This window comes from Ralstonia sp. Ralssp135, from assembly GCF_047304345.1.
In the GTDB taxonomy this organism is placed as follows: Bacteria; Pseudomonadota; Gammaproteobacteria; order Burkholderiales; family Burkholderiaceae; genus Ralstonia; species Ralstonia chuxiongensis.
This window is the reverse complement of sequence record NZ_JBGLYZ010000002.1, coordinates 161725-187159: the sequence shown is the minus strand read 5'-3', so window position 1 is coordinate 187159 and position 25435 is coordinate 161725. Positions and strand designations below refer to the sequence as shown.

The 25435-nt window shown below is 63.9% G+C and carries 26 protein-coding genes and 1 tRNA gene; 20 read left to right on the top strand and 7 right to left on the bottom strand.

Features of this window, described 5'->3' with window-relative positions:
* Nucleotides 1-25 precede the first annotated feature (25 nt).
* From ACCD03_RS02880 to ACCD03_RS02865, 4 genes are read left to right on the top strand one after another with little or no spacing between them, the layout of a single operon-like run.
* A complete protein-coding gene (locus ACCD03_RS02880) occupies nucleotides 26-583 on the top strand; it encodes a hypothetical protein (protein WP_413410743.1) in 558 nt (185 codons plus the stop codon).
* Complete coding sequence (locus ACCD03_RS02875) at nucleotides 580-816, top strand: hypothetical protein (RefSeq protein WP_413410742.1); 237 nt, start codon at nucleotides 580-582, stop codon at nucleotides 814-816. Before ACCD03_RS02880 ends, ACCD03_RS02875 begins: the two co-directional genes overlap by 4 nt.
* A gap of 42 nt (nucleotides 817-858) precedes the next feature.
* Complete coding sequence (locus ACCD03_RS02870) at nucleotides 859-1302, top strand: hypothetical protein (RefSeq protein WP_413410741.1); 444 nt, start codon at nucleotides 859-861, stop codon at nucleotides 1300-1302.
* Nucleotides 1299-1877 (top strand): lipase family protein, encoded by a 579-nt coding sequence (locus ACCD03_RS02865; RefSeq protein WP_413410740.1) that lies wholly within the window; start codon nucleotides 1299-1301, stop codon nucleotides 1875-1877. Before ACCD03_RS02870 ends, ACCD03_RS02865 begins: the two co-directional genes overlap by 4 nt.
* A gap of 350 nt (nucleotides 1878-2227) precedes the next feature.
* Here the strand turns inward: ACCD03_RS02865 and ACCD03_RS02860 are convergent.
* The 4 genes from ACCD03_RS02860 to ACCD03_RS02845 all read right to left on the bottom strand — a co-directional run bounded on the left by ACCD03_RS02860 (nucleotide 2228) and on the right by ACCD03_RS02845 (nucleotide 5707).
* Nucleotides 2228-2303 (bottom strand) — tRNA-Asn (locus ACCD03_RS02860).
* Between the two features lie 109 nt (nucleotides 2304-2412).
* Complete coding sequence (fdxA, locus tag ACCD03_RS02855; protein WP_004626101.1) at nucleotides 2413-2742, bottom strand: ferredoxin FdxA; 330 nt, start codon at nucleotides 2740-2742, stop codon at nucleotides 2413-2415.
* A 178-nt stretch (nucleotides 2743-2920) separates the two neighbouring features.
* On the bottom strand, nucleotides 2921-4615 hold the full coding sequence (recJ, locus tag ACCD03_RS02850; RefSeq protein ID WP_413410739.1) for a single-stranded-DNA-specific exonuclease RecJ: 1695 nt from the start codon (nucleotides 4613-4615) through the stop codon (nucleotides 2921-2923).
* A gap of 12 nt (nucleotides 4616-4627) precedes the next feature.
* Nucleotides 4628-5707 carry a hypothetical protein gene (locus ACCD03_RS02845; RefSeq protein WP_325654971.1) on the bottom strand — a complete coding sequence of 360 codons (1080 nt, stop codon included), beginning with the start codon at nucleotides 5705-5707 and terminating at the stop codon, nucleotides 4628-4630.
* A 71-nt stretch (nucleotides 5708-5778) separates the two neighbouring features.
* Here ACCD03_RS02845 and ACCD03_RS02840 point away from each other — a divergent pair, with 71 nt between their 5' ends.
* From ACCD03_RS02840 to ftsB, 14 genes are all read left to right on the top strand, one after another.
* On the top strand, nucleotides 5779-7029 hold the full coding sequence (locus ACCD03_RS02840) for a lipoprotein-releasing ABC transporter permease subunit (RefSeq protein WP_253536806.1): 1251 nt from the start codon (nucleotides 5779-5781) through the stop codon (nucleotides 7027-7029).
* Complete coding sequence (gene lolD / locus ACCD03_RS02835; protein ID WP_024976056.1) at nucleotides 7022-7750, top strand: lipoprotein-releasing ABC transporter ATP-binding protein LolD; 729 nt, start codon at nucleotides 7022-7024, stop codon at nucleotides 7748-7750. Before ACCD03_RS02840 ends, lolD begins: the two co-directional genes overlap by 8 nt.
* An 84-nt stretch (nucleotides 7751-7834) precedes the next feature.
* Nucleotides 7835-8647 carry a TatD family hydrolase gene (locus ACCD03_RS02830; RefSeq protein ID WP_413410738.1) on the top strand — a complete coding sequence of 271 codons (813 nt, stop codon included), beginning with the start codon at nucleotides 7835-7837 and terminating at the stop codon, nucleotides 8645-8647.
* A 9-nt stretch (nucleotides 8648-8656) separates the two neighbouring features.
* Nucleotides 8657-11179: a DNA internalization-related competence protein ComEC/Rec2 gene (locus ACCD03_RS02825; RefSeq protein ID WP_413410737.1), complete on the top strand. Its 2523-nt coding sequence runs from the start codon at nucleotides 8657-8659 to the stop codon at nucleotides 11177-11179.
* A gap of 103 nt (nucleotides 11180-11282) precedes the next feature.
* Nucleotides 11283-12767, top strand: a complete 1485-nt coding sequence (locus ACCD03_RS02820) for a circularly permuted type 2 ATP-grasp protein (RefSeq protein ID WP_045204342.1) — start codon at nucleotides 11283-11285, stop codon at nucleotides 12765-12767.
* A 65-nt stretch (nucleotides 12768-12832) separates the two neighbouring features.
* Nucleotides 12833-13783, top strand: coding sequence for an alpha-E domain-containing protein (locus ACCD03_RS02815; RefSeq protein ID WP_024976052.1), 951 nt, complete (start codon nucleotides 12833-12835; stop codon nucleotides 13781-13783).
* A 57-nt stretch (nucleotides 13784-13840) separates the two neighbouring features.
* A complete protein-coding gene (locus tag ACCD03_RS02810) occupies nucleotides 13841-14686 on the top strand; it encodes a transglutaminase family protein (RefSeq protein WP_413410736.1) in 846 nt (281 codons plus the stop codon).
* A gap of 83 nt (nucleotides 14687-14769) precedes the next feature.
* Nucleotides 14770-15672, top strand: a complete 903-nt coding sequence (locus ACCD03_RS02805; protein WP_253536814.1) for a peptidase — start codon at nucleotides 14770-14772, stop codon at nucleotides 15670-15672.
* A gap of 18 nt (nucleotides 15673-15690) precedes the next feature.
* Nucleotides 15691-16512: an alpha/beta fold hydrolase gene (locus ACCD03_RS02800; RefSeq protein WP_045204339.1), complete on the top strand. Its 822-nt coding sequence runs from the start codon at nucleotides 15691-15693 to the stop codon at nucleotides 16510-16512.
* Between the two features lie 91 nt (nucleotides 16513-16603).
* Nucleotides 16604-18268 carry a CTP synthase gene (locus ACCD03_RS02795; RefSeq protein WP_253536816.1) on the top strand — a complete coding sequence of 555 codons (1665 nt, stop codon included), beginning with the start codon at nucleotides 16604-16606 and terminating at the stop codon, nucleotides 18266-18268.
* A gap of 21 nt (nucleotides 18269-18289) precedes the next feature.
* A complete protein-coding gene (gene kdsA, locus ACCD03_RS02790) occupies nucleotides 18290-19144 on the top strand; it encodes a 3-deoxy-8-phosphooctulonate synthase (RefSeq protein WP_413410735.1) in 855 nt (284 codons plus the stop codon).
* Between the two features lie 74 nt (nucleotides 19145-19218).
* Nucleotides 19219-19509 carry a DUF1330 domain-containing protein gene (locus ACCD03_RS02785; RefSeq protein ID WP_045204336.1) on the top strand — a complete coding sequence of 97 codons (291 nt, stop codon included), beginning with the start codon at nucleotides 19219-19221 and terminating at the stop codon, nucleotides 19507-19509.
* Nucleotides 19510-19557: 48 nt separating this feature from the next.
* Nucleotides 19558-20841, top strand: a complete 1284-nt coding sequence (gene eno / locus ACCD03_RS02780) for a phosphopyruvate hydratase (protein WP_045204335.1) — start codon at nucleotides 19558-19560, stop codon at nucleotides 20839-20841.
* Nucleotides 20842-20932: 91 nt separating this feature from the next.
* The gene (ftsB, locus tag ACCD03_RS02775) at nucleotides 20933-21265 is read left to right on the top strand and encodes a cell division protein FtsB (RefSeq protein WP_413410734.1); all 333 of its coding nucleotides are present in this window, start codon (nucleotides 20933-20935) and stop codon (nucleotides 21263-21265) included.
* 57 nt (nucleotides 21266-21322) lie between these two features.
* Here ftsB and ACCD03_RS02770 read toward each other — a convergent pair whose 3' ends face one another.
* From ACCD03_RS02770 to ACCD03_RS02760, 3 genes are all read right to left on the bottom strand, one after another.
* Nucleotides 21323-21736, bottom strand: a complete 414-nt coding sequence (locus ACCD03_RS02770; RefSeq protein ID WP_413410733.1) for a hypothetical protein — start codon at nucleotides 21734-21736, stop codon at nucleotides 21323-21325.
* A gap of 105 nt (nucleotides 21737-21841) precedes the next feature.
* Complete coding sequence (locus ACCD03_RS02765) at nucleotides 21842-22855, bottom strand: Hsp33 family molecular chaperone HslO (RefSeq protein WP_413410732.1); 1014 nt, start codon at nucleotides 22853-22855, stop codon at nucleotides 21842-21844.
* Entirely contained in the window at nucleotides 22852-23379 is a 528-nt protein-coding gene (locus ACCD03_RS02760) for a gamma carbonic anhydrase family protein (protein WP_413410731.1), read from the bottom strand. Before ACCD03_RS02760 ends, ACCD03_RS02765 begins: the two co-directional genes overlap by 4 nt.
* Nucleotides 23380-23494: 115 nt before the next feature.
* Here ACCD03_RS02760 and ACCD03_RS02755 point away from each other — a divergent pair, with 115 nt between their 5' ends.
* Together ACCD03_RS02755 and ACCD03_RS02750 are read left to right on the top strand one after the other, a co-directional pair.
* Entirely contained in the window at nucleotides 23495-24337 is an 843-nt protein-coding gene (locus tag ACCD03_RS02755; protein ID WP_413410730.1) for a ferritin-like domain-containing protein, read from the top strand.
* A gap of 79 nt (nucleotides 24338-24416) precedes the next feature.
* Nucleotides 24417-25334, top strand: a complete 918-nt coding sequence (locus ACCD03_RS02750; RefSeq protein ID WP_316672034.1) for an alpha/beta hydrolase — start codon at nucleotides 24417-24419, stop codon at nucleotides 25332-25334.
* The last annotated feature ends 101 nt before the right edge of the window (nucleotides 25335-25435 follow it).

Here is a 25435-nt window from a genome sequence, read left to right as displayed (position 1 = left end):
GGCTTTTGCATTTCTGGAGGGCCAGATGGCCGTCACCGATACCCACGAAGAGAAAGAGACGCTTGCCGTCGATGTGCTGCTGCCCGGCCACGATGCGCGCGTCACGACGCCGCTATTCCTGCACTCGAAGAAGGCGCTGATCGAGCGCGAGGCTGGCCGTTGCTTCATCTGCAACGCCACGGCGGAAGAAAGCGGGCATCCGCTGGAGGCGCACCACCACCCGATCGAGCGGTCACTCGCCAACCTCATCAACTGGGAGTTGGTAGCCGCGCAGGCGAAGGCCGGCGAGTTTGGCGAGCGTGCGGCCGCGTTCGACTGGGACGGGTTCTTCAAGGACGCGAAAACCGTGGCCGCGCCAGCTGTGCAAGGCAAGCCGCCGGCGCAGTACCTGGTGCCAGCCGATCCTTACTTGTTCGTCGACGACATGACGGTGAACGGGCTACTGCTCTGCAAGGAGCACCACACAGGCAAGGACGCCGGCATTCACGACATGCCTTTCCCGCTCTGGATCGCCCAGCGGTTCGCGATCGAGGGCTACCAGTTCTCCCCCACGCAGGTCATTCACCACCAGGATCAATCATGAACAAGACTTCTGCCATCGCAACCGGCGGCGTTGCCATCTCCACCGCAACGCTGATGCCTGCCGTTGAGTGGGCGCTCGGCCTCATCTTTCACGTTCCGGTACCGGCCAGCGTCTCGTCGCTGATTGCTGGCGCCATCGTTGCCGGCGCGCATGCGGCGCTGAACGTCGCCAGCGCCAAAGCGGCAGCCAAGTCGGACGCCGCGTCATCCTCGGCCTCCACGGCCGGGCAATAACTCCGCCTTCCCTCCTGCAGTTCAATCCCTAGAGGTTTCACCATGAAGCGTTTCATCATGCTGCTTGCGGCAGGCATCGCCGCGTCCGTCCTCGCCGCTTGCGCCAGCGCACCGCAACTGACCTTCGATCAGCAGGTTTCGATCGCCTGCGGCGCCGCCAAGGGCGAAATCGCCATCCTGAAGGCCGACAACGTCTTCACTGGCGGCGCGGCCAACACGTTGGCCAACGACGTCGAGCCCGCAATCGCCAAGGTGTGCGCGGCCGGCGCGACCGTTACCGACACCAGCCTGCAGTCGATCGTCAATGCCACGCTGCCGCTGATCAAGACCCTGGTGGATGCGTCGTCGCTGCCGCAGGACAAGAAGAACGCGGCCGATGCGGCAATCGATACCGGTGTGCTGGCGTTCAACATTGCGATTCAGATGGCGCCGACGGCCGCAGCCTCTATCCCTGCGCCAGCGGCTTCCGCTCCTGCCGCGAAATGACACCGCAGGACTACGCCCGGCTGGCGCAGCGGGCTTACCAGATGCAGCCGCAGGTCGGTGCGCCTGCGAGCGCCGCGCGCGCGATTGTGGAGGGCGACGCGGTCGCCTTCCCTGGTTCCGACAATCTCGCGTGCTGGCTAGCTGATCTGGATGCGGACGCCGTGCACGTCGACGGATTCGGGGCGCTCCATCACGGCTTCTGGAGGGCGTTCAGTTCGATCAGTGCTCCATTGCTGGCGCTGCCGGCGCCGGCCGTGACGGTGGGGCACAGCGAGGGCGCTGCGCTAGCCATCCTGTTCGCCGCCCAACTTTGCGTCGCCGGGCGCCCGCCGCGCGCGGTCTACGGCTTCGAGCCTCCACGCGTGAGCGCCGACGGCACCCTGGCCGCGCTTCTGGCCGCGCACGGGGTGCAGGTGAACCTGTACCGCAACGGTCAGGATGTGGTGCCGCTGGTGCCGCGCCTGTTTCGCGCATGGCAGCATCCTGCGCCGCTGATCGAGATCGGCAGGGCGACGTGGCCTATGCCAAACGTCGAAGACCACAAGCTGGCGCGCGTCATCCAGGCGTTAGCCTAAAGAGGTAGTGAGTACTGTATATTTATACAGTATGAATGAAGGGCGAGGCGGATACCCGCCAGCACCACCTCCGTGTGATCTCGATTTGCGGCCGTCACGTGGACGCTGCTGCGGTACGTGTTCGCACGTCATCCTCGGGTTGGAATTTCATCCAAGCCTGCGCCACTACGTGGTTGAGAAGGGTTGCGATCGGGGCCTGAGAAACACGAGCTACCCGTGCGATGGATACGAGCGTGAGCCGGGCGTCGATTGACAGACGAGATGGTCTGCAAATTAGACAACTGTCTAATACGGCGTCTAATCGCCAAAGTAAAAAGGCCCTGTGATTTCTCACAAGGCCTTGTATTACTTGGCTCCCCGACCTGGGCTCGAACCAGGGACCTACGGATTAACAGTCCGGCGCTCTACCGACTGAGCTATCGGGGAATCGCTGCAACAGCGAAGAAATGAATTCTAGCTAGTTTCCGATCTGCCCGTCAACACCTTTTTTGCGATGCACTACAAAAAGGAGGGTAGGCAAGTTCACTCAACTAGTTCAGCCGCGGTCGAGGTACTGCTCCTTGTCCTTCACGTCCTTCCAGTCGTCGGCGTCGGGCAGGGGTTGCTTGGTCTTGGTGATGGACGGCCAGCCGGCTTGAGCCAGCTCGACATTGATGGCGATCCACTTCTGCTGATCAGCGGGCACGTCTTCTTCGGCATAGATGGCGTTGACCGGGCATTCGGCCACGCAGACGGCGCAATCGATGCACTCGTCCGGATCAATCGTCAGGAAGTTCGGGCCTTCACGGAAGCAGTCGACGGGGCAGACGTCCACGCAGTCGGTGTACTTGCAGCGGACACAGCTTTCGGTAACGACGTGAGTCATTTCGCTTGGAAGTTGAAGCTAGGAATTCGTGGGGCGCGCGGTCATGGATGCTTGTGCGTTCCCATGCCGGCAGTCCCGCATTGTAACGCACCGGCCGTGCCCGACCGCAGCGTCATCCGTGCGTCGTCAGACAGTTTTTGCATGTGTTTATGCGTTGGCGCAAGGTTTGACCAATCCGCTATTGCGCATGCTCGATCACCATCTGCACGCGCGTGATGCCGTTGAAGGTGTTGTTGTCGAGTCGGTAGGCCACATACGCTGAGGCGCCCAGCGGCTCGGCGTGGTTGAACCAGATCGCGTCGAAATGCTGCTTGCCCCGGCCAAGCTTGAGTTTCAGGTGCTTCTCTTTCAGGACAGCCTGCGACAGCACATCGAATTCGCCGCAGAAGCTTGGCGCCGGAAAGCCCTGACCCCAAACCTGGGTTTCGAGCAGCTCGACGAACTGCGGCGTGAAGCATTCGGGGTCTGCCTCGCCATCGGTTTCGAGCACGCGTGAGAGCAGCGCCTCGGTCAGCCATTCGCGGCCGACGGCCTCGAAGGTCGAGACGAATGCATCGAAACCGTCTTCGCGCAGCGTGAGCCCAGCCGCCATGGCGTGGCCACCGAACTTCACGATCAGCCCCGGGCTGCGCTTGTGTACGGCGTCTAGCGCATCGCGCAGGTGGAAGCCGGGAATCGAACGGCCCGAGCCCTTGATGACGCCATCGTCGCCGGGCGCGAAAGTGAAGACGGGGCGGTGGAATTTGTCCTTGATGCGCGAGGCGACGATGCCGATCACGCCCTGGTGCCATGTCTCGTTGTAGACCGCGATGGTGTGGCGGCCAGCGCCGTCCAGCGCATTCATGCTGTCGAGAATGGCGAGCGCTTCCTGCTGCATGCCGGCTTCGATCTCGCGGCGCTCGCGGTTCATGCCGTCGAGTTCCGCGGCGATGGCCATGGCGCGCTCGTAGTCATCGGTGAGCAGGCATTCGATGCCCAGTGACATGTCGGCCAAGCGCCCGGCGGCGTTCAGGCGCGGCCCTAGGCCGAAGCCGAGATCGAACGTCGACGCGCGACGCGCCTCGCGGCCGGCCACGCGGAACAGCGCGGCGATGCCCGGGCACATCCGCCCGGCGCGCATGCGCTTGAGGCCTTGCGCGACCAGCAGGCGGTTGTTGGCGTCGAGCTTGACCACGTCGGCCACGGTGCCGAGTGCCACCAGATCGAGCAGCGCATCAAGGCGCGGCTGATCCTGCGGCGTGAACACGCCTCGCCTGCGCAATTCCGCCCGCAGTGCCAGCAGCACGTAGAACATGACGCCCACGCCTGCCAGATTCTTGCTTGGGAAGCCACAGCCCGGCTGGTTCGGGTTGACGATCACGCGCGCCTCGGGCAATTGCGCCCCGGGCATGTGGTGATCCGTCACGACAACGTCGATGCCCAGCGCATTGGCCGCAGCCACGCCCGCCACATCGGCGATGCCGTTATCGACGGTGACCAGCACGTCCGGCTTCTCGCGCGCGGCCAGTGCCACGATTTCGGGCGACAGGCCGTAGCCGTACTCAAAGCGGTTCGGGACGATGTAGCTGACCTGCGCGCCGAGCATGCGCAAGCCGCGCACGCCGACGGCGCAGGCGGTGGCGCCGTCGCAGTCGTAGTCGGCAATGATCAGCAGGCGCTTGCCGGCGGCGATGGCGTCGGCGAGGTAGCGCGCTGCGTCGTCAATGCCCTTGAGTTGCGCGGGGGGCAGGAGGTCGGTCAGCTCGGTCGACAGTTCGTCGGGCCGGGCGACCCCCCGTGCGGAGAGGATGCGTGCGAGGACGGGATGGATGCCGTGGCCGGCCAGTGTGGTGGCGGCGTCAGCGGAATGCGAACGGACAGCGATGCGGGTCATGCAGGATCAGGCTCAGGCGGCCATGGAAAGCGGGGAGAGCGCATCACGCAAGGTGCGTGGACGACTGAAGCGGCGCAGCCAGCCGAACGGGCCATTGGCGAGTTCGCGGCGGGTAACGCGGTAGTGGGCGAAGTGCGAGTCGCCGGTCAACACGAGCGAGACGGCGTCGATGCGGCCGTCGGCCAGCGCATCGGCGGCGGGGGTGAACCAGTCGCGGTCGTAAGCGCGCAGGGTTTCGATCCAGTCGTACCAGTTGGCGGAGAGATACGGCTTGCCGGCGTCGCCAAGCAGCACGGCGGCGCTTGTATCGTCGAACGGCACGGCGGCGAGCGTTTCCGCGCACAGCTCGGTGGCGTTGCCGGCGTGACACAGGCCGGCGAAGAACGGATCTGCGCCGATCATGCGTTCAGCAATCGGGCGGGCATCGACCAGCGCGCCCTGGCCGAACAGCCAGACCGAATTGACCGGCAGCAGCCCACGCGCCTCTCGCGCTTGGTTGACGGGGTGGTCGTACCACGTCATCTGAATTTCGTTCTGGAACTTGCGCCAGGCGCGCTCCTGCTCGCCTTTGTGCATCCAGATGTCGATGTTGTGGCCGGTGGCGCGCTGCGGGGCGGCGGCAATGAGGTCGCCAAAGGGCGAATCGGCGACGTACCAGCGGGCGGCGTGCGTGGCATCGAGCGTGATGCCCATTTCAGCGACGAGGGGGGCGATGGCGGTGCGCAGGGCGTCGGCGTCGGCGGCCTCCAGGCGGAGCTGGGCCGGGTCAAGCATCACCAGATGGTCCCGGGCGGCGTGGATGTGCACCGGCTGCAGGCAGGCCCAGGTGCGCGTGTCGGCGCTGCCGCCGTCCGCCAGGCGCATGTACGGCGCCGACGGCAGTGGAGAAATGGGTAGCCCGGCATGCGCAGCCAGCCAGCGCTCGTGCGGCAGCGTGGGCAGGTAGGCATCGTCGTGGCGCTCGCGTTCTGCCTCGCGCGCACGCGCAAGCAACCTTTCGAGGCCCGGCAAGGTCAATTGACGGTAAGCGTCGTCCGCCACCTCGGCAGCGGGCGCGCAAAACGGGACAATCAGGGTGAGTTCAGGAATCATGGCTCCGAGATTGTAAACTTCCGGCTCGTTGGCCAGTGAGCCGGACAAATCACACCCACGGGGAATCCCCTTTGAAACTTCCATACGAATGGCAGATCGGCTGGCGGTACACGCGCGCAAGCAAGCGCGCCAGCCGCAACAGCTTCATCTCTTTCATCTCGCTCATCTCCATGCTCGGCATTGCGCTGGGGGTGGCGGCGCTGATCATCGTGCTTTCCGTCATGAACGGCTTCCAGAAGGAAGTGCGGGACCGCATGCTGTCGGTGCTGGCGCATATCGAGGTCATGGCGCCGAACAGTCTGCCGGACTGGCAGCGTACCGCCAATGAGGCGATGCAGAACAAGGAAGTCATCGGCGCCGCGCCATACGTGGGCGCGCAGGCCATGATCACGCGCGACGAGGCGGTGCGCGGCGTGCTGCTGCGCGGGGTGTCGCCAGCGGACGAGCCGAAGGTGTCGGACATTGCCAAGGACTTCAAGACGGGCACGATCGACGACCTGAAACCCGGCGAATTCGGCATCGCCCTTGGCAGCCAGCTGGCCAACGGCCTGGGCGTGCACCAGGGGGACAAGGTCACGCTGGTAGCGCCGCAGGGCACCATCACCCCAGCGGGCGTGTTGCCGCGCCTGAAGCAGTTCACGGTGACGGGTATCTTCGAATCGGGCCACTACGAGTTCGACAGCTCGCTGGCGCTGATCAATATGGAAGACGCCGAGCGCCTGTTCCGCCTGGATGGCCCGACCGGCGTGCGCCTGAAGCTGGTGGACATGGACCGCGCCCCACAGGTGGCCGAAGCCCTGTCGCGCACGCTGACCGGCGAGCTGTACATCCGCGACTGGTCCCGCCAGAACCGCAACTGGTTTGCCGCCGTGAAGACCGAGAAGAAGATGATGTTCATCATCCTCACGCTGATCATCGCCGTGGCGGCGTTCAACCTTGTGTCTACGCTGGTGATGACGGTGACGGACAAGCAGGCTGACATTGCCATCCTGCGCACCATGGGCGCACAGCCGGCCTCGATCATGAAGATCTTCATTGTGCAAGGCGTGGCGATCGGGTTTATCGGCACATTGCTCGGGGTGGGCTTCGGCACGCTCATCGCTTACAACATCGACGTGATCGTGCCGTTCATCGAGCGTCTCTTCCACGTGCAATTCCTGCCGCGTGACATCTACTTCATCAGCGAACTGCCCTCGGACCCCCGCGTGAACGACATTGCGACCATTGGCATCATTTCCTTCATCCTTGCGTCGGTGGCGACGCTCTATCCGAGCTGGCACGCCTCGCGCGTGAATCCGGCGGAGGCGCTGCGCTATGAGTGAGGCCGTCATGACTTCCATGGAAGCGCCGGCCGCAGCGCCGCAGGGCGTGGTGGTGCAGGCCGAAGGGCTATCCAAGTCGTTCCACCAGGGCGGCTTGAATGTCGACGTGCTCAAGGGCGTGGACATCCGCATTGGCGTGGGCGAGAAGGTCGCCATCGTCGGCGCGTCGGGCTCGGGCAAGAGCACGTTGCTGCATGTGCTGGGCGGGCTGGACGAACCGACGTCAGGCCGCGTCTCGCTGCTCGGCAAGCCTTTCACCGCAATGAAAGAGCGCGAGCGCAACACCTTGCGTAATCGGGCGCTGGGCTTTGTCTATCAGTTCCACCATCTGTTGCCGGAATTCACCGCGCTGGACAACGTCGCGATGCCGCTGCGCATTCGTGGCGTGGAAGAGGCGCAGGCGCGCCACACCGCACAGGCGATGCTCGAACGCGTGGGTCTGGGCCCGCGCACGGCGCACCGCCCGGGCGAACTGTCCGGCGGCGAGCGCCAACGCGTGGCGATTGCGCGCGCGCTGGTCGGGTCTCCGGCTTGCGTGCTGGCGGATGAGCCCACCGGCAACCTCGACGACCACACCGCTGGTGAAGTGTTTGACCTGATGCTGGAACTCACGCGCACGCTGGGCACCAGCTTTGTCATCGTCACGCACGATATTGAACTGGCTGGCCGCTGCGACCGCATTTTCCGCCTGCGGGAAGGCCATTTGCACCAAGAGCGCTGAGCCGGGCGGCACAATCGGAAAAGGCGGATTCCTGAACGCCGCGCTTTCAGGTACGTTGCCGCCTTTTCCAACGCAGAACGGACTATGTGGATCGACACCCATTGCCACCTCGACGCCAGCGACTTTGATGCCGACCGTGATGCGGTCGTCGAGCAGGCGCATGCGGCGGGCGTCAACCACATCGTCGTGCCGGCGGTCGCGCGCTGGAATTTCGATACGGTGCGGGCGTTGGCACATCGGCATGCCGGGTGCAGCTATGCGCTCGGCATCCATCCGATCTACGCGGCGCAGGCCAGTGACGATGACTTGCTCGAACTGCGCCGGCAGGTCGCCGCGTCAATGGACGACCCGCGCTTTGTGGCCGTCGGCGAGATCGGCCTCGATTTCTTCATTCCCGACTACGACGTTGCGCGGCAGACCGCCGTGTTCCGCGCGCAACTACGCATCGCTCGTGAATTCGACCTGCCTGTGCTGATGCACGTGCGCAAGTCGCAGGACCAGGTGCATAGCGCCGCCGCCAAGGCGGGCGTAAGCGGAATTGCCCATGCGTTCAACGGCAGCCCGGAACAGGCGCATCGCTTTGTCGATTCCGGTTTCAAGCTGGGGTTCGGCGGCGTCTTTACCTTCTCGCGCGCCAATCGCGTGCGTCGGCTGGCGCAGGAATTGCCGATCGAGTCGATCGTGCTCGAAACTGACGCGCCCGACCTCGCGCCCGCTTGGCTGGCCGACGATCAGTTCGGCGAGCAGGGTCGCGTGCGCAATGTTCCGACAGAAGTCGCGCGCATTGCCGACGCGATGGCGCAATTGCGTGGCATCTCCGTCGAGGCGTTGGCCGAGCAGGCGCGCCGCAACAGCATCGAAGCCATTCCTCGCCTGGCAGCGCTGTTGCCAGTCTGACGGCCGCGCGTGCGTCTGTGGTTGATCGGCTTTGTTGCCGGCTGCATGGCATTGCAGATGCAGGCGACGCTGGCGCCGGTGTGGCAGCCGCTTGGCGTGTTGCTGCTCTGTCTGCTGCTGGCGGCTTTTCTGCGGCGTCGGCCAATGCTGTTTCCCGCGTTGCTGGTCGCCAGCACCATCGCAGCGGGTTTTGGCTGGAGCGATTGGCGCGCACAGCACCGCATGGCCGTGGCCCTCAGCCCTGCGTGGGAAGGCAAGGACATCGTCGCAACCGGGGTGGTTGCCGAGCTGCCGCAGAATGGCGACGACGCCACGCGTTTTCTCTTCCACATCGAATCCAGTAATGCGGGTGATGCCGTGCCGCCACGTGTGCGCCTGTCCTGGTATGGCACGCGGAACTGGGGCAACGTGGGCGAGGAGGGCGCAAAGCCCGACCGACGTGCCGGCATCCCCGATCTGCAACCCGGCCAGCGCTGGCAACTGACCCTGCGCGTCAAGCGCCCGCACAGCCTGACCAACCCCGGCGGCTTCGATGGCGAATACGCGATGCTGGCCGACAACATCCGGGCCGTCGGCTATGTGCGTACGGGCAAGCGCGCACAGAACATCGCGCTGGATGAGGTGGGCTCCGGTTTCGGTGTTGACGTAGAGCGCTGGCGTGCCAGCGTGCGGCGCCACATCCTCGCGACGTTGCCCGATGCACGCTACGCGGCCGTCATCGTTGCGCTCGTGGTGGGCGACCAAAGCGGCATCGCGCGCGACGACTGGGACCTGTTCCGCCGCACCGGCATCAGCCATCTCGTCAGCATTTCAGGGCTGCACATTACGATGATCGCCGGGCTGTTTGCCGCGTTGTGGATGGCGTTATGGCGCCGGTCGTTCGGGCTGGCGCCCTGGCTGCACACGCCATTGCCGCTACGCATGCCCGCCCTGCGCGCAGGCGCCATTGCGGCCATGCTGGCGGCATTCGGCTACTGCCTGCTTGCGGGGATGGGTGTGCCGGCGCAACGCACGCTGCTGATGCTGTCCACCGTGGCCATCGCAAGGTTGACCGATCGGAATGTGCCGGCCAGCCTGTCGCTGTGCTGGGCGGCCGCCGTGGTGGCGGTGGTGGACCCGTGGGCGGTCATGTCGGCTGGGTTCTGGCTGTCATTTGGCGCGGTGGCGATCATCTTCATCGCCGCGCAGATGGCGGTCGACGGCCGTCGCAATGGCAAAGCAGACGGCTGGATGGAACGCGCCCAGCGTGCATTGGTGGGCGGTACGCGGATTCAGCTTGCAGTCACATTCGGGCTGCTGCCATTGACCTTGCTGTTGTTCCAGCAGACGTCGGTGGTTTCCGCGGTGGCCAATGGGCTGGCGATTCCCGCGGTGAGTTTCGTGACGACACCGCTGGCGCTGATTGGCGCGGCGCTCCCTGACCCGCTAGCGCAGCCGGTGCTGATGTTGGCCGAGGCGAGCTTTCGCTGGCTGGCCATTTGGCTTGAATGGCTGGCACAGCCGCACTGGTCGGTGTGGGTTGCGCCGGTCGCGCCCGTGTGGGCGTTTCTGCTGTCGATGGTTGGCGTGGCGCTATTGCTGTTGCCTGGCGGCATGCGCGCATGGGCATGGCGCGCTCAAGGTGCCTTGCTCCTCTTGCCGCTGGTGCTGGCGCGTGTGCCAGCTCCACCGCCCGGCGAATTCCGGCTTGTCGCGTTCGATATCGGCCAAGGTGCCGCGGCATTGGTCGAAACTGCCAACCATCGCCTCCTGTTCGACACCGGCCCGCGCTACGGCGATCACGCGGATGCTGCCGCCCGCGTCATCACTCCTTACCTGCGCAGCCACGGCGTCGAATCGCTCGACACGCTTGTCGTCAGCCACGAAGACAGCGACCACGCTGGTGGCACCGAAACGGTGATCGACGCGGTGCCAGTGCGCACCATGTTGGCGTCTTTGCCTCAACGGCACGCCTTGCGCAGCGTGGCTGATGAAAATGGCATCCGCTTTACCGATTGTTTGGCTGGGCAAGCATGGACGTGGGATGGCGTTGTCTTTGAGGTGCTGCACCCGCTGCGCCTGCCCGCTGAAAGCGAGCGCGTGTCCAGCAACGCGCGCAGTTGTGTGGTGCGTATCGCAAATGGCCGCTACGCAGCGTTGCTGACGGGCGATATCGAAGCCGCCCAGGAAAGCGCCCTCATCGCTGCCGAAACGCCCGAGCGACTGATGGCAGACATCTTGCTTGTGCCGCATCACGGCAGCAAGACAAGCTCCAGCGGCGCGTTCTTGGACGCAGTTTCTCCGCAGGTGGCGGTTTTCCAGGTCGGCTACCGCAACCGGTACGGACATCCGCATCCGCAGGTCTGGCAGCGCTACGTGGCGCGCGACATCGACGGTTTGCGCACGGACAGGACCGGTGCCGTCGTCATCGAGACCGACGGCGATGTGCTGGACGTCCAGACTGCGCGTACCATGCGGCCGCGGTACTGGTCTTCCGCGCAGGAAGTGGAACCCCTGGCAACGGCCACCGGCGCCTTCGACGCCCAGCCGTAAACTTGGAGGCATAACGGGTTGGCCCCATTGTGGGGGTCAAAACCGCTGTGCTATAAAAACCACGTGCCGCGTACATCGCGCGGCGCCGTCAGGGGAGAAAAGCATGGCAGTCCGGTTCTACGATGAAATGCTCAGCTGGCATGATGGGGACCGCAACCCCCATGCCGCCGAACCGGCCCCGGCAGCTCTCGTCCAGCAGGGCGAGGTACGCGGCCACTACGGACGTTTCGCCGAATGGCTGGGCGCGCAGTCCGCCACGACGCTGCAGAACAAGCGCGCCGAGGCAGACCTGATCTTCCGTCGCGTCGGTATCACTTTTGCCGTGTACGGCGACAAGGACGAATCGAACAGCGGCACCGAGCGCACGATCCCGTTCGACATCATTCCGCGCATCTTCCCGGCCAGCGAGTGGGCGAAGCTCGAACGCGGCCTGCGGCAACGCGTTGATGCGCTCAACCGCTTTCTGCACGACATCTATCACGAGCAGAACATCTTGCGTGCCGGCGTTATCCCGCCCGATCAGATCTACAACAACGCCCAATACCGCCCCGACATGCTCGGCGTGGACGTGCCGCGCGACATCTACGCGCACGTGGCCGGCATCGACATCGTGCGCGCCGGTGAGGGCGAGTTCTACGTGCTGGAAGACAATCTGCGCGTGCCCTCGGGGGTGTCGTACATGCTGGAAAACCGCAAGATGATGATGCGGCTGTTTCCGGAGTTGTTTGCGCGCAATCGTGTGGCGCCCGTCGCGCATTACCCGGACATGCTGCTCGACATGCTGCGCAGCGTGTCGCCGCAGAACATTGCTGACCCGACGGTGGTGGTGCTCACGCCCGGCATGTACAACTCGGCGTATTTCGAGCATGCGTTTCTTGCGCAGCAGATGGGCGTTGAGCTGGTGGAGGGGCACGACCTTTTCGTGCAGGACGATCACCTTTATATGCGCACCACGCAGGGCCCGCAGCGCATCGACGTCATCTACCGCCGTGTAGACGACGACTTCCTCGATCCACTGGTGTTCCGGCCCGATTCTTCGCTGGGTGCGGCTGGGCTGCTGTCGGTCTATCGTGCCGGCAACGTCACCATCTGCAATGCCATCGGCACAGGCGTGGCAGACGACAAGTCGATCTATCCGTACGTGCCGGACATGATCCGCTTCTACCTCGGCGAGGAGCCGATCCTCAATAACGTGCCGACGTACATGTGCCGCCGGCCGGACGACCTGCAATACGTGCTCGACCACATGGGCGAACTGGTGGTCAAGGAAACGCACGGTGCAGGCGGCTACGGCATGTTGGTCGGTCCGGCCGCCACGCAGGAAGAGATTGCCGCCTTCCGTGAGGTGGTGAAGGCTCGCCCGGAACAATACATTGCCCAGCCCACGCTGGCGTTGTCGACTTGTCCAACGTATGTGGAAGCCGGCATCGCGCCGCGCCATATCGATCTGCGGCCGTTCGTGCTGTCCGGCAAGGATGTGCGCATGGTGCCGGGCGGCCTCACGCGCGTGGCGTTGCGGGCGGGCTCGCTGGTGGTCAACTCGTCGCAGGGAGGCGGGACAAAGGATACGTGGGTGCTGGAGCGCTGAACGCTCGCGCATTGTCGCAACTGGCAGTCGATCAATCGCATATCGAATACGTAGAAGGGAACGCCATGCTCAGCCGCACCGCAGACCACCTTTTCTGGATGGCGCGCTACACCGAACGCGCCGAGAACACCGCCCGCATGCTCGACGTGAACTACCAGACCTCGCTGCTGCCGCAATCGGCGGAAGTGGCCGAGCAGGGCTGGTGGGCAATGCTCGACATCTGCGAACTGACGCAGGTCTTTGACGAACGCTATGGCCTGCTCTCGCGCGACGATGTGATCGATTTCATGGTGCGCGACATGACCAACCCGTCGTCGATCATGAGTTGCCTGCGCGGCGCGCGTGAGAACGCCCGGGCGGTACGCGGCTCCATCACGACCGAGGTTTGGGAGACCATCAACACCACGTGGCTGGACGTTCAGCGCCTGATTGCCGAAGGCATGCTGCGGGACGATCCGTCGCAATTCTTTGAATGGGTGAAGTTCCGCTCGCATCTGTCGCGCGGCGTGCAGGTCGGCACCATGCTGACGGACGACGCGTTCCATTTCATGCGCCTGGGCACGTTCCTGGAACGCGCAGACAACACTGCACGGCTGCTGGACGTGAAGTTCCAGTCCACGCCCACGCGCGATGAAACCGCGGCGGAGCAGGGCGACTTCTACCATTGGGCCGCCACGCTGCGCTCAGTGTCGGGCTTCGAGGTCTACCGGAAGATCTATCGCAACGTCATCACGCCGACGCGCGTGGCGGAGTTGCTGATTCTGCGTAGTGACATGCCGCGTTCGCTGCTGGCCAGCATGGACGAAGTGGTTGAGATTCTTGCGACTGTGCGCAACAGTCAATCGGCAGAGACCGAGCGTCGCGCTGGTAAACTGCACGCCGACCTGCGGTACGCCCGCATCGAAGATATTTTTGCGGTCGGCCTGCATGCCTGGCTGACCAACTTCCTGGAGCGGATCGGCGACTTGGGCAACGGCATCAGCCAGGATTTCCTGGTGCCGCTCGAGGTGGCGTGACGTGCAGGACAATGTGCATACATCGGGGCGCCGCTTTCGGGTGGTGCCCGTGTCATCGTGAAATACCAAATTCGACACACGACGGTCTACCGTTATGCCGAGCCGCTGCGCCACAGCGTGCATGAGCTGCGGCTGACGCCTCGCAGCGGCGAGCTGCAGCAGGTGGACAGCTGGCAGATCCACGCGCCTGGCAACCTCACGCGCGCCACGGACGGTTTCGGCAATGTCGTCCATCACTTCACCCTCGGCAACCGTACGGATGACGTCATCATCGACGCGCGTGGCATTGTCGAGGTGTTTCCAGCGGGCGCGCCTGGCAGCCAACGGTTTGTCGATGCGCCCGGGCAAGGGCGTTATCGCGTGTCGCCGCTGTATTTTCTGAGTGCCACGCCGCTGACTTCCGCGCCGCCCGAGATGATCAACTTTGCGCGCGAGCACGCGCTGGTGCAAGGCGACGCGGAATCTGCAGTACGCCTCGCGCAAGCCATCGCCACGCGCGTGAGCTACAAGCCGAACACCACCCACGTCGGCACCACCGCTGCGGAGGCGTTCGGCCTGGGCACGGGCGTATGCCAGGACCAGGCGCAGGTGATGGTCGCCTGCTGCAGGGCCCTGGGTGTGCCGGCGCGCTATGTCAGCGGCTATTTCCACGCCGTGGGCGAAGAGGACCTCGCAAGCCACGCCTGGGCCGACGTTTGCCTCGACGCCGAATCGCACACGTGGTGCAGCATCGACGTCACCCACCAGTGCTTTACCGATGCCCGCCACATCCGGCTGGCAGTCGGGCGCGATTACCAGTCCGCGGCACCGGTTCGCGGCGTGCGGCAGGGCGGGGGTGCCGAGACGCTGGATGTCAGCATTTCCATCGAGCCATTGCCCGCCGAGGTTGCCCGAGTGAATTGAACACCTCTTCCAAGCGCGCGGATGGGTTGCGATCGGCGCGCTAGAATGCCTTCAACCCACCGTTTCCGTTTGTTGCTTCGCCCATGACTTATTGCGTCGCCATGCGCCTGGACGCAGGCCTTGTGTTCCTGTCCGACTCCCGCACGAATGCGGGCGTGGATGCCATTTCCACGTTCCGCAAAATGACCGTCTTCGAGCGCGAAGGCGATCGTGTCATGGTGCTGCTGACGGCCGGTAATCTGGCGATCAGTCAGGCGGTGCGCCAAGTGCTGACCGAAGCGCGCGGCAAGCCGCGCTCGCTGTGGACGGCGCGGGACATGTTCGAGGCCGCCACGATTGTTGGCGAGGCGGTGCGCGACGTCTACGACCGCGATGCCGCTGCGCTGGCCAAGGCCAAAATCGACTTCAACGTCAGCATCGTCTTCGGCGGGCAGATCGGCGCAGAGCGGCCGCGCCTGTTCAACGTCTACGCGGCAGGCAACTTCATTGAGGCCACGCCCGAGAACTGCTACTTCCAGATCGGCGAGGCCAAGTACGGCAAGCCGATCATCGACCGCGTGGTCAGCCCGGGGCTGCCGTTGGACGAAGCCGCAAAGTGCGCGCTGATCTCGATGGATTCGACACTGAAATCGAATATTTCCGTGGGTTTGCCGCTGGATTTACTGGTCTATGAGACCGACTCTCTGCGTGTGACGCGCTTTGTCGCCATCGACGAAGAGAACCCATATTTCACGATGATTCGCGGCACATGGGGCAAGCGCCTGCGCCAAGTGTTTGCCGAGATCGACGATCCGGATTGGGGAACTGGCACTTCGCCTTCGCACCCGTTACGCCGCGAGGGCCATTCCTCCGCGGAGGTCGGACCCGTGCGCATTGCGCCGCCCGCCGCCGATGCGCCCGCCGTGCCGGAGCGCGCGCCCGGTCCTGCGTTGGAGCAGGTATCCACGATTCAGCGCGTGGCCGGCGGATCGCAGAAGTCGCACTGAACGGCATAGGGATCTGCGATGCGTGATGTGATGCTTTTTTCGCATGCCAACGGTTTTCCCGTGGGAACGTATCGCAAGATGCTGGGCGTGCTGGGTGACGAATTCGACATCCGCGCCGTGGAGCGTTTTGGGCATGATCCGCGTTTTCCAGTGACCCGTTCGTGGCCCGGTCTGGTGAAGGAGCTGCTCGCCGAAATCGACGCGCAGGCCGAGCCGGTCTGGCTGGTGGGTCATTCGCTGGGCGGCTTCTTGAGTTTGATGGCGGCGCTGCGCCGGCCCGAGCGCGTGCGTGGCGTCGTGATGCTAGATTCGCCGATCATTGCCGGATGGCGCGCCAAGCTGCTGCGCGTGGCGCAATGGCTGGACATCGACGAGAGCCAATCGCCTGCTGCAGCGACGAAGAACCGGCGCCATCTGTGGCCCGATCTCGACTCCGTCTGGAGCCACTTCAAGGCCAAGCGCAAGTTCGATCGTTGGGACGAAGAGGTGTTGCGCGACTATGTCGAACATGGCACCGAGCCCACGGGCCGTGACCGCGAGCGCACACTGCGCTTCTCGCGCGAAATCGAATACCAAATCTATCGGACATTGCCGACCAACATGGGGCGCAAGGTCGCTGGCGGCACGGCGTTCCCGGTCAGCTTTGTGGCTGGCACGCGTTCGCGCGAGATTCGCCAAGTCGGACTGGGTGCAACCCGGCGCATCGTCGGCAGCAGGCTGCGCTGGATCGAGGGCAGCCATCTTTATCCGATGGAAAAGCCGCTGGAAACAGCTGAGTTGATCCGCGAGTTGATCAACGAAATGCGCGCCAATGCAGGCGCCATGCGGCACGCCGCATAGGCGAGGCTGCCTTGGGGCAAATTCCACCGTTCTGTCACGGATCGGAGAGGGGACCTTTGCTATAATCCGGCTTTCCCCGGCAAGCTAGGTCATGACCAAGTTCGTATTCGTTACCGGTGGCGTAGTGTCCTCACTCGGCAAGGGCATCGCCGCCGCCTCGCTCGCGGCCATTCTCGAGTCGCGCGGCCTCAAAGTCACCCTCCTCAAACTCGATCCTTACATCAACGTCGACCCGGGCACGATGAGCCCGTTCCAGCACGGCGAAGTGTTTGTGACCGAGGACGGCGCAGAAACTGACCTCGATCTTGGTCACTACGAGCGCTTTGTCTCGGCCAAGATGCGCAAGGCGAACAACTTCACCACCGGCCAGATTTACGAATCCGTGATCCGCAAAGAGCGTCGCGGCGAATATCTCGGCAAGACGGTGCAAGTCATTCCGCATATCACCAACGAAATCCAGGCGTTCATCGAGCGCGGTGCGGCGGCGTCGCACGACGGCAAGGCCGATGTGGCGATCGTGGAAATCGGCGGTACGGTGGGCGATATCGAATCGCTGCCGTTCCTGGAAGCCGCGCGTCAGATGAGCCTGCGCCTGGGTCGCAACCAGGTGGCGTTCGCGCACCTGACGCTGGTGCCGTTCATTGCCAGCGCCGGCGAGCTGAAGACCAAGCCGACCCAGCATTCGGTGCAGAAGTTGCGCGAAATCGGCGTACAGCCGACCGCGCTGCTGTGCCGCGCCGATCGCCCGATTCCCGACGATGAGCGCGCGAAGATTTCGCTCTTCGCCAACATGCCGCAGGACGCGGTCATCTCGGTGTGGGATGTCGACACCATCTACAAGATCCCGCAAATGCTCAACGAGCAGGGGCTGGATCGCATCATCTGCGAAGAGCTGCGCATCGAAGCGCCGCCGGCGGACCTGTCAGTGTGGGCGCATATGGTGCACACGCTGGAAAATCCGCAGCACGAGATCACCATTGGCATGGTCGGCAAGTATGTCGACTTGACCGAGTCGTACAAGTCGCTGATCGAGGCGCTGCGCCACGCCGGCCTGCATACCTCGACGCGCGTCAATATCGAGTACATCGATTCCGAAGAGTTGGAATCGGGCCATACACAGGTGCTGGACGCGCTGGACGCGATTCTGGTGCCGGGCGGCTTCGGCAAGCGTGGTACGGAAGGCAAGATCCGAGCAATTCAGTACGCCCGCGAAAAGTGCGTGCCGTACCTGGGCATCTGCCTGGGGATGCAGTTGGCCGTGATCGAATTCGCCCGCCATCTGGCCGGCATGAAAGACGCCAACAGCACTGAATTCAACGACGAGACCGAACACCCGGTGGTCGCGCTCATCACCGAATGGCTGGATCGCGATGGCCGTGTGGAAAAGCGCTCGGCCGACTCCGACCTGGGCGGCACCATGCGTCTGGGCTCGCAGCGCGTGCCGGTGCAATCCGGCACCAAGGCAGCGGCAATCTATGGCGCGGAAGTCAACGAGCGCCATCGTCACCGCTACGAGGTGAACAACCACTACGTGCCGCAGCTGGAAAAGGCCGGGATGATCATCTCCGCGCGCACGCCGTCGGAAAACCTGCCGGAAATGATGGAGCTGCCGGCGTCGATGCACCCGTGGTTCGTCGGCGTGCAATTCCACCCGGAATTCACCTCGACGCCGCGTGACGGCCACCCGCTGTTCAAGGCCTACGTGGAAGCCGCGCTGGCGCATCACCAGCAGAACACGCAACGCGCTGTCGCCTAAGCGCCGGCACACGGGAACATCATGAAACTCTGCGATTTCGAAGTCGGCCTCGACAAACCGTTCTTCCTGATTGCCGGCACCTGCGTGATCGAGTCCGAGCAGATGGCGATCGACACCGCCGGCACGCTCAAGGAGATCACGGGCGCACTGGGCATTCCGTTCGTCTACAAGTCGTCGTTTGACAAGGCGAATCGCTCGTCGGACGCCTCGTTCCGCGGTCTGGGCATGGAAGAGGGGTTGCGCATTCTGGCGGAAGTGCGCCGCCAGGTGGGCGTGCCGGTGCTGACCGACATCCACGAGATCGACGAGATCAAGCCCGTGGCCGAAGTCGTGGACGTGCTCCAGACGCCGGCGTTCCTGTGCCGCCAGACCGATTTCATCCGTGCCTGTGCGCAGAGTGGCAAGCCGGTCAATATCAAGAAGGGCCAATTCCTTGCGCCGCACGACATGAAGAATGTCATCGACAAGGCGCGTCACGCTGCCCGCGAGGTCGGCCTGCCGGAAGACAACTTCATGGCCTGCGAGCGCGGCGCTTCGTTTGGTTACAACAACCTCGTGTCGGATATGCGCTCGCTGGCGATCATGCGCGAGACGGGGGCGCCGGTGGTGTTCGACGCTACGCATTCGGTGCAATTGCCGGGAGGCCAGGGCACCAGCTCGGGCGGCCAGCGCGAGTTCGTGCCGGTGCTGGCCCGTGCGGCCATCGCCGTGGGCGTGTCGGGCGTTTTCATGGAAACGCATCCTGATCCCGCATGCGCAAAATCAGACGGCCCGAATGCCGTGCCGCTACGTCGCATGAAAGACTTGCTGTCGGTTCTGAAAGAACTGGATGTGCTCACCAAGCGCAGCGGTTTCCTGGAAAATCAGTTCGACTGATTGACTGATCCCAACCCGACCGGCGGCAGCGTATGCTGCCGTCGTCGTTTGTTGCAGCTTCTGGAGAGAGACACATGGCCGCTGGCTACATCCTCGCGTACGTGGACGTGACAGACCCCGTGCAATACGAACAATACAAAGTGCTGTCGACCAAGGCCATGCAAGCTCATGGCGCGGAGCCGCTGGTGCGCGGCGGCAAGACCGAATCGCTGGAAGGCGAGTGGAACCCCACACGTATCGTCGTACTGAAATTCCCCAGCTACGATGCAGCAAAAGCGTTCCATGACAGCGAAGAATATCGTGCCGCGCGTGATGCACGCGCCAAGGCCGCCAAGATGAACATGATCGTGGTCGAGGGCGTCTGAGCCCGCCGACCGCTGCCTTACCTGCTTTAGAAAACCAAGAGGGATTACATGAGTGCCATCGTAGATATCATCGGTCGCGAAGTGCTGGACTCGCGCGGCAATCCGACTGTCGAATGCGACGTGCTGCTGGAATCGGGCGTAATGGGCCGTGCCGCGGTGCCGTCGGGCGCATCCACCGGCTCGCGCGAAGCCATCGAACTGCGTGACGGCGACAAGTCGCGCTACCTGGGCAAGGGCGTGCTCAAGGCCGTCGAGCACATCAACACCGAAATCTCCGAGGCCATCATGGGCCTGGACGCGTCGGAACAGGCTTTCCTGGACCGCACCCTGATCGATCTTGACGGTACTGAGAACAAGAGCCGCCTGGGCGCCAACGCCATGCTGGCCGTGTCGATGGCCGTGGCCAAGGCCGCAGCCGAAGAGGCCGGCCTGCCGCTGTATCGCTACTTCGGCGGTTCGGGTGCGATGCAGATGCCGGTTCCGATGATGAACATCGTCAACGGCGGCGCACACGCCAACAACAGCCTGGACATCCAGGAATTCATGGTGATGCCGGTCGGCCAGTCGAGCTTCCGCGAAGCCCTGCGCTGCGGCGCCGAGATCTTCCACGCGCTGAAGAAGATCCTGGCTGACAAGGGCATGAGCACGGCCGTGGGCGACGAAGGCGGCTTCGCACCGAACTTCGCCAGCAACGAAGAGTGCCTGAACACGATCCTGTCGGCCATCGAGCAAGCTGGCTACAAGGCCGGTGAAGACGTGCTGCTGGCGCTGGACTGCGCCGCTTCCGAGTTCTACAAGGACGGCAAATACCACCTCGAAGGCGAAGGCCTGCAGCTGTCGTCGGAAGATTTCGCCAACTACCTGGCAAATCTGGCTGACAAGTTCCCGATCGTGTCGATTGAAGATGGCATGCATGAAAGCGACTGGGCCGGTTGGAAGACGCTGACCGAGAAGCTCGGCAAGAAGGTCCAACTGGTTGGCGACGATTTGTTCGTCACCAACACCAAGATCCTGAAGGAAGGCATCGAGAAGGGCATCGCCAACTCGATCCTCATCAAGATCAACCAGATCGGTACGCTGACCGAGACGTTCGCAGCCATCGAGATGGCCAAGCGCGCCGGCTACACCGCTGTGATTTCGCACCGCTCGGGCGAAACCGAAGACAGCACGATCGCCGACATCGCCGTTGGCACGAACGCTGGCCAGATCAAGACCGGCTCGCTGTCGCGTTCGGACCGCATGGCCAAGTACAACCAGCTGCTGCGTATCGAAGAAGACCTTGGTGACATTGCCAGCTACCCGGGCAAGTCGGCGTTCTATAACCTGCGATAATCCCTCGCAGTTTCGCTCCGCATGACTGTGCGACCGCCGCTCTGGCGGTCGCATGGTATTTGGGGCCCGAGTACCGCCAACGCTTGTCTCTATGCGCCTGATTACGCTGTTCCTGCTGCTGTTGCTGCTTGCTATCCAGTACCCGCTTTGGCTGGGCAAGGGCGGCTGGCTGCGCGTGTGGGACATGCAGAAGCAGGTGACGGCGCAGAATCAGCGCAACGCTGAACTGAAGCAGCGCAACACCAAGCTCGAAGGCGAAGTGAAGGATTTGAAGGAAGGCACGGGCGCCATTGAAGAGCGCGCGCGCTATGAGCTGGGGATGGTGAAGGACGACGAAGGCTTCGTGCAGTTTGTCGCGCCGGCTCCGAAAACCAGCGAAACTCCGCCGCCGCCCCCTCCGGCGGGCCAGCAGGCGCATCACTGAGTCTGCTATGCGAACGCATCCTGCAGATGCGCTCGTCTTCAAGACAATTTCCGGGATTTACCAGTAGTACGGATAGCCCCAGACGGGTGCCCCGTAGCTGACGCCCCAGCCGCCACGGTGCCGCCATCCGCTGCCGTAGTACACCGAATAGCCTCCGTAGTACGGATACGGCGCGTAGTACGGCGTGACCGCATAGGCGCGCGCTTCGGCATCGCGTCTGATGGCTTGATCCGATTCGCGCAGCGCCTTGGCATTCAGCGCATCCAGCTTTTTGCGGTCTTCCGCCGACAGCGGCGCCGGTGCTGCGGCCTGCGTATCGTCCGACAGCCGGGCGGTGTAGGGCGTGCCGCCCGGGCCGCGCGGCACGGCAACGCAGGCCGAGGCCAGCAGCGCCGCGCCAATCGGCAACGCCAGCGCGCCAGCGCGAGAGAAGTTCAACGATCGCAAGGACAGGGATGTGAGCTCAGACATGATGCGCTCCGCAGCAAGCGGCAGAAGAAGAAACTGACGACTTAGAGCGCGGGCGGCACCGATAAGTGCCGGGCGCCACGCGCACTTCATACTATGTCGCCGTGTTCAATGACGCTGTTCGGACGCGCCCTGGATGCCTTGCGCGACGGTCTCCTGTGCAAAGAGCTGAGCACAATCCACAGTGTCGAAGCTGTAGTGCTGGCCGCAGAATTCGCAATCGATTTCCACCTTGCCGCGTTCTTCCAGAATGCTGTCGACCTCGGGTTGGCCCAGCGTGCGTAGCATGGACCCCACACGCAGTCGGGAGCACGAGCAGCGGAAACGCGGGGTTTGCGGCTCGAACATGCGAATGCCGGCCGCTTCCATTTCTTCCCAGTACAGGCGCTTGATGAGCGTGTCGATCGGCTGCTCGAGCAGTTCGTCGCGGCGCAGCGTTTTGCCGAGCTGGCAAACGCGTTCCCACGTGTCGAGGTCTTGCTCCTGCACGTCCTGGTGCAGCGGCTGGCCCCTCTCGCCAACTTGCGGAGGCACGTTGGTCGTGCGGCCTTCCATGGCACCGCCATACGAAGGCAAGCGTTGCAGCAACATGCCCGACGCGACCTTGCCGTCGGCGGCCAGCCACAGGCGCGTGTCGAGCTGCTCGGAGCTTTGCATGTAGTGCTCAAGCACTTCGGTGATGCTGGCAAGCGGCCCGTTTTCGTCCGACAGGGGCACGATGCCTTGATACGGCTGCTGGCCCGGCAACTTGTCTTGCGGATCAAGCGTGATGGCGAAGCGTCCCTTGCCGTGCACGTTGACCATGGTGGCCAACGTGGCGTCGTCGGCAATCTCGATGCCTTCGGCAATCTTGGCGGTGGCGCGCATCGACAGGTCGGAGTTGCACTCCACGACCATCATGTGCACCGGGCCGTCGCCGTGCAGTTGCATAACCAGCGCGCCGTTGAACTTCAGATTGGCAGACAACAGCGCGGCCGCGGCCATCATCTCGCCCAGCAGCGTGCTGACCGGGGCAGGGTAGCGGCGGCGGCTCAGCACCTCTTGCCACGTTCCTTCCAGGCGCACCAGTTCACCGCGCACGGGCGCGGCGTCGAATACAAATTTCTTCAGCTCGTCAGTCATCCATCGATCCGTTTCAGTTGCTGCTTGTACATCGCCTGTCGCACCGCATACGTTTCGGTGTTCAGGTGCATCTTGGCGATGTCGTCTTCCGTCAGTTTGCGCACAGCCTTGGCGGGCGCACCCAGAATGAGCGTGCCGTCTTCGAAGACCTTGCCTTCGGTGACGATCGCGCCCGCGCCCACCAGGCAGTTCTTGCCGATCACCGCGCGATTGAGCACCACCGCCTGGACGCCGATCAGCGAGCCTTCGCCGATCGTGCAGCCGTGCAGCATGGCCTGGTGGCCGATCGTCACGCGGTCGCCGATGTTCAGCGGGCAGCCCGGGTCGGTGTGCAGCACCGAGCCTTCCTGCACGTTGCTGGCCTCGCCCACGATAATCGGCTCGTTGTCGCCACGGATGACGGCGCCGGGCCACACGCTCGCGCGTGCTTTCAGCTCCACGCGGCCGATGACGGTGGCTTCCGGGGCCACATAGGCGTTTGCGTCAATGGTCGGTGCAACATCGCCGAGTTGGTAGAGGGCCATGCGATCGGTCTCCAGAATCTGTGTAGATGGGGAAAATGGGCGCGTCTTCAAGCTTGCCGGGCGAGGCAGGCCGATGCGTCGAATTAAAATGGCGGAAAGTCCAAATTGTACGCTGATGACCGCTTCGCAGCCCTGCCCCAAAACGCCCTCCGACACGCTGCGCCATGCTGCCTTGGCCGCGCTGTGTCTCACTGATCCGGCCAGCAAGGTGGACGCCACGCTGCGTCTGGGCGAGTGCGCCAAATGCGCCGACGACGCGAGTTGGGGCATTGATGAAGCCATGGCGCCGCCGGAAAGCGGTGTCCCCGGCCGGCCAGACGCGCCGGTGCTCGTGCCGCCTTCCGAGGTTCCGCGGCGGCGTGCGATCGATACGCCACGTGGCCGGGGCGCGCTGCTGCACGCGCTCGCGCACATCGAATTCAACGCCATCAACCTTGCGCTCGACGCCGTGTGGCGTTTTGCGGGGATGCCCGTGGCGTTCTATCAGGACTGGGCGCGCGTGGCCGCTGAAGAGGCCACGCACTTTTCGCTGCTTGCCGCCCATCTGGCAACGCTCGATTGCCGCTACGGCGATCACCCCGCCCACGACGGTTTGTGGCAGATGACGGAGAAAACCGCCGCCGATCCGCTCGCGCGCATGGCGCTGGTGCCGCGCACGCTGGAGGCGCGCGGGCTCGATGCCTCGCCGCCGATTCGTGCCAAGCTGGCCCAGGCAGGCGATATGGTGGCCGCTGGCATCCTCGACATCATCCTGCGTGACGAGATCGGCCACGTGGCGGTCGGCAACCATTGGTACCGCTGGCTGTGCGAGCGCGCCGGCCTGGACCCCGTGCCAACGTATCGCAAGCTGGCCGAGCAATACGGTGCACCGCGTTTGCGCGGGCCATTCAACCTCGAGGCGCGCCGCCAGGCCGGTTTCGACGACGACGAAATTGCCGCGCTGGAAGCCTCGTTCTAAGCGCCACGGCGTTGCCCATCCGCCGCTATAATCCTCGGAAAAAGAACGATCGTTCGATTTCTATTGGCTAACGGAAACCATGGACTCCACCACACAGCCTGCCGCGCGCGAGGCCTCCCGCTCGACATATCTGCCCGTGCGCGGCCTGCGCTATCACATCCGCGAATGGGGCGAACCCGGGGCGCCCATCCTGTTCCTGTTTCATGGGTGGATGGATGTGTCGGCGTCATTTCAGTTTCTGGTCGATGCGCTGCGCGAGCGCTGGCATATCGTGGCGCCGGATTGGCGCGGGTATGGTCAGACCGCCCGGCCCACCGAGGGCCCCGGCGTCGAGAGCTATTGGTTTGCCGATTACGTGGCCGACCTCGAAGCCATCATCGATCACTACCAGCCGGAAGGGCAGGTGACGCTGGTCGGGCACAGCCTGGGCGCCAACGTGGTTTGCCTGTACGCGGGTATCCGGCCCGAGCGCGTGCGGCGCGTGGTGGATCTGGAGGGCTTCGGCATGTCGGCGTCGAAGGCATCGCAGGCTCCGCGCCGTTATGCGCGTTGGCTCGACGAGCTGAAGGACAAGCCGCGCCTGAACACCTACGCCACCGTTGAAGACGTCGCCGCGCGCCTGCAGAAGACCAACCCGCGTCTGCCGGCCGACAAGGCGGCATTTCTGGCGCAGCACTGGTCGAGCCAGAATGCCGAGGGCCGCTGGGAGATTCTTGGCGATCCTGCGCACAAAATCATCAATCCGCAGCTTTACCGGCTGGATGAGGTGATGGAAATCTGGCGCCGTGTTGCCGCGCCCGTGCTGCACGTCGAGGCCGTCGATTCACCCACGCTGAAGGCCATCGCAGGCGATGTGCCGCTGGCCGAGTTCAAGACGCGCTTTGCTGCGTTTCCTGATTTCCGAGAGGTGCTGATTGCAGACGCGGGGCACATGCTGCATCACGACCAGCCGGAACAGGTGGCCGCGCTGATTGAAGAGTTCTGTTTGCAGCGCTGAGCGGCAGGCTCAATCAAGAAACCGCTGTGCTGCGCCCCGGGCGGCGGCAGGATGCGCGGGACGGCGGCGCTTTCACGCCAAGCACGGCCGTCTCGCACTAA

Excerpts from the sequence above, each read along its gene's own strand:
- ACCD03_RS02880 (WP_413410743.1), top strand. The coding sequence starts at position 26 with ATGGCCGTCACCGATACCCACGAAGAGAAAGAGACGCTTGCCGTCGAT.
- ACCD03_RS02875 (WP_413410742.1), top strand. The coding sequence starts at position 580 with ATGAACAAGACTTCTGCCATCGCAACCGGCGGCGTTGCCATCTCCACC.
- ACCD03_RS02870 (WP_413410741.1), top strand. The coding sequence starts at position 859 with ATGAAGCGTTTCATCATGCTGCTTGCGGCAGGCATCGCCGCGTCCGTC.
- ACCD03_RS02865 (WP_413410740.1), top strand. The coding sequence starts at position 1,299 with ATGACACCGCAGGACTACGCCCGGCTGGCGCAGCGGGCTTACCAGATG.
- fdxA (WP_004626101.1), bottom strand. The coding sequence starts at position 2,742 with ATGACTCACGTCGTTACCGAAAGCTGTGTCCGCTGCAAGTACACCGAC.
- recJ (WP_413410739.1), bottom strand. The coding sequence starts at position 4,615 with ATGACCCGCATCGCTGTCCGTTCGCATTCCGCTGACGCCGCCACCACA.
- ACCD03_RS02845 (WP_325654971.1), bottom strand. The coding sequence starts at position 5,707 with ATGATTCCTGAACTCACCCTGATTGTCCCGTTTTGCGCGCCCGCTGCC.
- lolD (WP_024976056.1), top strand. The coding sequence starts at position 7,022 with ATGAGTGAGGCCGTCATGACTTCCATGGAAGCGCCGGCCGCAGCGCCG.
- ACCD03_RS02830 (WP_413410738.1), top strand. The coding sequence starts at position 7,835 with ATGTGGATCGACACCCATTGCCACCTCGACGCCAGCGACTTTGATGCC.
- ACCD03_RS02820 (WP_045204342.1), top strand. The coding sequence starts at position 11,283 with ATGGCAGTCCGGTTCTACGATGAAATGCTCAGCTGGCATGATGGGGAC.
- ACCD03_RS02815 (WP_024976052.1), top strand. The coding sequence starts at position 12,833 with ATGCTCAGCCGCACCGCAGACCACCTTTTCTGGATGGCGCGCTACACC.
- ACCD03_RS02805 (WP_253536814.1), top strand. The coding sequence starts at position 14,770 with ATGACTTATTGCGTCGCCATGCGCCTGGACGCAGGCCTTGTGTTCCTG.
- ACCD03_RS02800 (WP_045204339.1), top strand. The coding sequence starts at position 15,691 with ATGCGTGATGTGATGCTTTTTTCGCATGCCAACGGTTTTCCCGTGGGA.
- ACCD03_RS02795 (WP_253536816.1), top strand. The coding sequence starts at position 16,604 with ATGACCAAGTTCGTATTCGTTACCGGTGGCGTAGTGTCCTCACTCGGC.
- kdsA (WP_413410735.1), top strand. The coding sequence starts at position 18,290 with ATGAAACTCTGCGATTTCGAAGTCGGCCTCGACAAACCGTTCTTCCTG.
- ACCD03_RS02785 (WP_045204336.1), top strand. The coding sequence starts at position 19,219 with ATGGCCGCTGGCTACATCCTCGCGTACGTGGACGTGACAGACCCCGTG.
- eno (WP_045204335.1), top strand. The coding sequence starts at position 19,558 with ATGAGTGCCATCGTAGATATCATCGGTCGCGAAGTGCTGGACTCGCGC.
- ftsB (WP_413410734.1), top strand. The coding sequence starts at position 20,933 with ATGCGCCTGATTACGCTGTTCCTGCTGCTGTTGCTGCTTGCTATCCAG.
- ACCD03_RS02770 (WP_413410733.1), bottom strand. The coding sequence starts at position 21,736 with ATGTCTGAGCTCACATCCCTGTCCTTGCGATCGTTGAACTTCTCTCGC.
- ACCD03_RS02765 (WP_413410732.1), bottom strand. The coding sequence starts at position 22,855 with ATGACTGACGAGCTGAAGAAATTTGTATTCGACGCCGCGCCCGTGCGC.
- ACCD03_RS02760 (WP_413410731.1), bottom strand. The coding sequence starts at position 23,379 with ATGGCCCTCTACCAACTCGGCGATGTTGCACCGACCATTGACGCAAAC.
- ACCD03_RS02755 (WP_413410730.1), top strand. The coding sequence starts at position 23,495 with ATGACCGCTTCGCAGCCCTGCCCCAAAACGCCCTCCGACACGCTGCGC.
- ACCD03_RS02750 (WP_316672034.1), top strand. The coding sequence starts at position 24,417 with ATGGACTCCACCACACAGCCTGCCGCGCGCGAGGCCTCCCGCTCGACA.